At 72.7% G+C, this 5,683-nt stretch carries 5 protein-coding genes; 4 read left to right on the top strand and 1 reads right to left on the bottom strand.

Translation table 11 applies throughout. From position 1 onward, the window contains the following. On the top strand, positions 1–582 hold a 582-nt coding region (locus tag Q0R63_RS07065), incomplete at its 5' end, for an ACT domain-containing protein (RefSeq protein ID WP_295695726.1). 217 nt (positions 583–799) lie between these two features. Then, a complete protein-coding gene (ffh, locus tag Q0R63_RS07060) occupies positions 800–2,425 on the top strand; it encodes a signal recognition particle protein (RefSeq protein WP_295695723.1) in 1,626 nt (541 codons plus the stop codon). 30 nt (positions 2,426–2,455) lie between these two features. Here the strand turns inward: ffh and Q0R63_RS07055 are convergent, their stop codons facing one another. Next, on the bottom strand, positions 2,456–3,391 hold the full coding sequence (locus Q0R63_RS07055) for a YdcF family protein (protein ID WP_295695721.1): 936 nt from the start codon (positions 3,389–3,391) through the stop codon (positions 2,456–2,458). Positions 3,392–3,651: 260 nt separating this feature from the next. On the opposite strand from Q0R63_RS07055, the gene Q0R63_RS07050 reads away from it, so the two are divergent. Together Q0R63_RS07050 and Q0R63_RS07045 are read left to right on the top strand one after the other, a co-directional pair. Next, the gene (locus tag Q0R63_RS07050) at positions 3,652–4,557 is read left to right on the top strand and encodes a hypothetical protein (protein WP_295695719.1); all 906 of its coding nucleotides are present in this window, start codon (positions 3,652–3,654) and stop codon (positions 4,555–4,557) included. Between the two features lie 89 nt (positions 4,558–4,646). Further along, on the top strand, positions 4,647–5,683 hold a 1,037-nt coding region (locus tag Q0R63_RS07045; protein ID WP_295695717.1), incomplete at its 3' end, for an amidohydrolase family protein.

Below are 5,683 nucleotides of genomic sequence, written 5' to 3'. Positions count from 1 at the left end.
GTCGTCGTCACCCCGCTCGGTGGGGCCCACCGGGTCGACATCCACGACCGCGACCGGCTCGGCCTCTTCGCCGACACCGCGGGCCTGCTCGCCGCGCAGGGGCACATCGTGCGCTCGGCCGTGGTGCGCACCGTCGACGGGATCGCGGTCAACGAGTGGCACGTCGAGACGCCGGGCGGCGACAGCCCCGACGAGGGCGCGATCATGCGCGGCCTGATGCGGCTGTCCGAGGGCGACCGCGAGCCGCTCGCGATCCTCGGGCGCCGCCGCCGGGCGTCCAACACCGACAGCTCGCGGGCGACCACGGGCGCCCCGGGCCAGACCCGGGCGATGGTCATCTCGCACGCCTCGGACACCGCCACGGTGATCGAGGTGCGGGCCACCGACCGGCCGGGTCTGCTCCACGAGATCGGGATGACGCTGGCCCGCGCCAGCCTCAGCGTGCGCAGCGCCCACATCGCGACGTATGCCGGTCAGGCCCTCGACACCTTCTATGTCACGGAGTTCGGTGGTCGGTCGCTGCCGCCCGCCCGGGTCGCGCAGGCGGTGTCGATGAACATCGACACCTGCGACGGCGTCTGACCGACCCCACGCGCGGCGACCCACGCGGCACACCCCGTCGGACCGGCCGAGGCGCTCCCGCCGTCCCTTTATCGGGTGACCCGATAAAGGCACGGTTCCGGCGAGAACGGTTCACTGGCGAAGCGCCCCTTTATCGGGTGACCCGACAAAGGGACCGTCCGCGGAACCGGCCGCGGACGATGCGGACCTCCCGATTCCCCGACGTTAGAGTTCTCTCGTGTTCACCTCACTGTCCGATCGGCTGACCGCGACCTTCACGAGCCTGCGGGGCAAGGGCAAGCTCTCGGAGTCCGACGTCAACAAGGCGCTGCGCGACATCCGGCTGGCCCTGCTCGACGCCGACGTGGCGCTGCCCGTCGTCAAGGTGTTCGTCGGCAACGTCCGCGAGCGGGCGCTCGGCGCCGAGGTCAGCGCCGCCCTCAACCCGGCGCAGCAGGTCGTCAAGATCGTCAACGAGGAGCTCGTCGGCATCCTCGGCGGCGAGACCCGCACGATCCGTTTCGCCAAGAACCCGCCGACGGTGATCATGCTCGCCGGCCTGCAGGGGTCCGGCAAGACGACGCTGGCCGGCAAGCTCGGCTACTGGCTGAAGCAGCAGGGGCACACCCCGCTGCTCGTCGCGGCCGACCTCCAGCGGCCCAACGCCGTCACCCAGCTCGAGGTCACGGGCGAGCGCGCCGGGGTCCCCGTCTACGCCCCGGAGCGCGGCAACATCGGTGGGCACGACGCCGTGCTCGGATCGGGCGAGGGCACCCGGTCGTTCGGCGACCCCGTCTCGGTGGCCCGCGCCGGCATCGAGCAGGCCCGCACCAAGCAGCACGACGTGGTCATCGTCGACACCGCCGGCCGGCTCGCGGTCGACGCCGACCTCATGCAGCAGGCCGCCGACATCCGTAGCGCCATCTCGCCCGACGAGGTCCTCTTCGTGATCGACGCGATGATCGGTCAGGCGGCGGTCGAGACGGCGCTGGCCTTCCAGGAGGGCGTCGACTTCACCGGCGTCGTGCTGTCCAAGCTCGACGGCGACGCCCGCGGCGGCGCCGCGCTCTCGGTCGCGACGATCACCGGCCGGCCGATCATGTTCTCCTCCATCGGCGAGAACACCCGCGACTTCGAGGTCTTCCACCCCGACCGGATGGCCAGCCGGATCCTCGACATGGGCGACGTCCTGACCCTGATCGAGCAGGCCGAGAAGGCGTTCGACAAGGACCAGGCCGACGAGATGGCCCGGAAGTTCCTCGCCGCCGAGGACTTCACCTTCGACGACTTCCTCCAGCAGATGTCGGCCATCAAGAAGATGGGCTCGCTCAAGGCGATGCTCAAGATGATGCCCGGCATGCAGGGGATGCGCGAGCAGCTCGACTCCCTCGACGAGCGCGAGTTCGACCGGGTCGAGGCGATGGTCCGCTCGATGACACCCTTCGAGCGCACCCACCCCAAGCAGATCGACGGCTCCCGTCGAGCCCGCATCGCCCGGGGCTCGGGGGTGACGGCCTCCGAGGTCAACCAGCTCCTCGAGCGGTTCCGCGAGGCCCAGAAGATGATGAAGAGCCTGGCCCGCGGCGGCGGTGGAGGCCTGCCCGGTATGCCGGCTATCCCCGGCGCGCGCAAGGGCAAGCAGGCGCCCCCGCAGCGCAAGAAGTCCAAGAGCGGCAACCCGGCTCGACGCGCGGCCGAGGAGCGCGAGGAGGCCGCGCGCGCCAGCGGGGCCCGGGTGTCGAGCGCCCAGAGCGCCTTCGGGCTCGGGGGTGGCTCGGGTGCGGGTGAGTCCGGGGCCGACGACCCGGCCGACTTCGACCCGAGCAGCCTGCCGAAGGGCTTCGAGAAGTTCCTCGGGAAGTAGCGGCCGCGCGACGGCGGTGATCGCGCGGTGTCAGCCGAGACCGGCCCAGGTGCCGAGCGCGACGAGGACGACGGCCGTCCCGACCTGCTGACGTGGGTGCAGCGTGAGGGTGGCCACGAGCTCGCGGACGAGCGCCCGGGGGAGGTAGTGCGCCGGCGTCGGACCGCCGACGACGACGACATCGAGGTGGAGTGCCCGGGCCAGGACGTGTGTGCGGAACACGTGGAACCCGTTCGTCACCACGACGAGCCGACCCGGCACCCCCTGAGGCCCATCCGCCTCGCCCGCCTCTCCGGCCTCGCCGGCCCCATCGCTGGCCTGCTCCGCGACGAGGGCAGCAGAGTTGAGGAGGTTCTCCCGGGTGGACGTCGACCGGTCCTCGAGCAGGATCCCTGCCGGGTCGAACCCGTGCTCGACGAGGAAGTCCGCCATCGCCGCCGCCTCGCTCGTCGCCTCGTCCGGTCCCTGGCCGCCCGACACGACGACCGGGACGTTGCGCCGCCGACCGGCCGCGGCCGACGGCGAGAGCGACCCGTGCAGCCTGATGGCGGCGAGGAGGCGTTCGGCGAGGACCAGGGTGACGCGGGTCCCCACCAGACCCGCACCCAGGACGACGAGAGCGTCGGCCCGCCGGGGTGGGCTGCGTCGTACCGACCACGCGAGCCGCGCCCACCCGAGGAGCAGGACGGTGAGCACGGACCCGACCTGGGCCGCGAGCAGCAGGACGACCGCGGCGGCAGCTCCCGCGACCGAGCCGCGCGCGTCGACACCGACCCGCCAGACCAGGGGGAGGGCGAGCGCGAAGAGGACACCCACTCCGAGTGCGGCGAGGTTGGGGCCGCGGCGGGCGCGCGGATGGAGGAGGGCCGGTCCCGAGGCGAGGAGAAGCAGGACCGGGACGGTGGCCAGCACCAGGGCGACGTCCAGCACCCAGGCGACGTCCTGCACCGCGGCGGTAGGGGGCACCTCGCCCATGCTAGGTCGACCGTGGGATCGAGCCGACCGCACGGCATACCGGACATCGGCGTTTATTTCGGGTGGGGTGGCGGAACCGGTGTCACGAAAACCGCCAGGGTGGGCAGACCGGTGACGTAGCGTGACGAGCGAACGGACCTGTGGGGGGTCCGGCGTCGTGGAGTCCGTCGGTCCGTCCGGTCCGACGACAGGGCATCCGGTCGCTGGGGAGCGACCGGGGCGAGAGACGTGACGGGGAGATCATGCGGATCGTGGACGACTGGGCTTCCCGCATCTCGTGGAGATGGGGTGTGACGGCGATCGTCGTGCTCGTCACCGCCCTCGTCGTCGGCGTCGTCGTGGTGCTCATGCCGCGTGGAGAGTCCGTCGCCGTGGCGACCGCCAGCAGCGACAGTGGCCCGGTCCGGCTGCTGCCGCCGGCGTCCGCCGGCGCCACCCCGTCGCTGACGTCGAGCACGACCCCGTCGACCCCGTCGAGCACGACCCCGTCGAACCCGCCGACGACTACGCCGTCGAAGGCACCACCCTCGACGCCGATCCCGTCCTCCTCGATCTCGATCCCGCTCACCCCCGCTGACGTGGTCGCGACGACGCAGCCGGCCGTCTCCGGCCCCGGGGTGACCGAGCCCGGCATCTCCATCTGGGTCACCCCGCAGCTGGACGGCTCGCTCGAGGTGATGGAGGCGGCGCTGTATCCCGACCCCGTCGACGTCGTCACCCTCGACCCCGTCGACGTGCACAACGGCGGTCCGGCCTTCGCCGCGCTCGTCCCGACCGTCACCCACCTGCAGGTCACCGCGGACCAGACCCCCGTCGGGGTGCTCGAGTCGATGACCAGGCCCACCACGGTGACGCTGCCCACCCGCGCCCGCCAGCTCCTCCTGCGATACCACCTCGACGGCGTCACGGTGCGCAGCACCCCGTCGGCCACGGGCCGGGCGAGCATCCTCATCGCCCCGCTCTCGGCGGGCAGCGCCGCCGCGCTGCAGTCGCAGATCCGGATCGGCGGCGGACCCGTGCTCAACCTGACCTGCCCCCGGCTCCACGGCGACGCCGCGTCGTGCGTGCCGATCTCGGGCGACCTCGGGGTGGCCCCCGTGCTGCCCGCGCGCGACGACGTGGTCGTCGCCCAGGTCGACCTCCCGTCACCCTCCTGACCACCTCGACCGACTCGTGCGCGACGCCTGGCCCGACCCGTCTCCCTCCCCCCGTCAGGTCGGCGATCGGTCGCGTTAGGTTGCTCGTCATGAGCGGTGACGTCCTCCACCTGGTCGGCGCCGTGCTCGTCGGCCCGGACGAGGTCCGCCCCGAGGTGTGGGTCGTGGGCGGTCGCCTGACGTATGCCGCGCCGCCGGGCACGCACGACGTGACGACGATCCGGGGCTGGGTCCTCCCGGGCCTCGTCGACGCGCACTGCCACATCGGGCTCGACGGTCATGGCCCCGTGGACGAGCAGACCTCTGAGACACAGGCGCTCGCCGACCGCGGTGCGGGGACGCTGCTCATCCGCGACGCGGGCTCGCCGGCCGACACCCGCTGGATGGACGCGCGTGCCGACCTGCCCCGCATCATCCGCGCCGGGCGGCACATCGCCCGGACGAAGCGCTACATCCGCAACTTCGCCCACGAGGTCGAGCCGGAGGAGGTCGTCGCACAGGTCCGCGAGGAGGCGCGGCGCGGGGACGGGTGGGTCAAGCTCGTCGGCGACTGGATCGACCGGGACGTGGGCGACCTCGCCCCCTCGTTCCCACGGGAGACCGTCGTCGCCGCAGTCGCGGCCGCGCACGAGGAGGGCGCACGGATCACCGCCCACTGCTTCGGCGAGGAGTCGCTCCACGACTTCGCGGCCGCCGGGGCCGACTGCATCGAGCACGCCACCGGACTGGACGCCGTGACGACGACGGCGTTCGCGCGGCAGGGCATCGCCATCGTGCCGACGCTGGTCAACATCGCGACCTTCCCGGCGATCGCCGAGCCCGCGCGAGAACGCTTCCCGAGGTACCACGCCCACCTGCTCGACCTCCACCGCCGTCGGCACGCGACCGTCGCCGCGGCGCACGAGGCCGGGGTGCCCGTCTACCTCGGCACCGACGCCGGGGGCAGCCTGCCGCACGGACTCGTGGCGCAGGAGGCGCTCGAGCTGGCCGCCGCCGGGATGAGCACGCGAGAGGTCCTGTCGGCGGCGACCTGGGGCGCCCGGGCCTGGCTCGGTAGGCCCGGCCCGGAAGAAGGAGAGTCCGCGGATCTCGTTGTTTATGAATCGGATCCGCGCGAGGACCTGAG

Source organism: Lapillicoccus sp., from assembly GCF_025353065.1.
Classification (GTDB): Bacteria; Actinomycetota; Actinomycetes; order Actinomycetales; family Dermatophilaceae; genus Lapillicoccus.
Note: the sequence above shows the minus strand (reverse complement) of the source record. Positions and strands in the feature narration are given on the sequence as shown.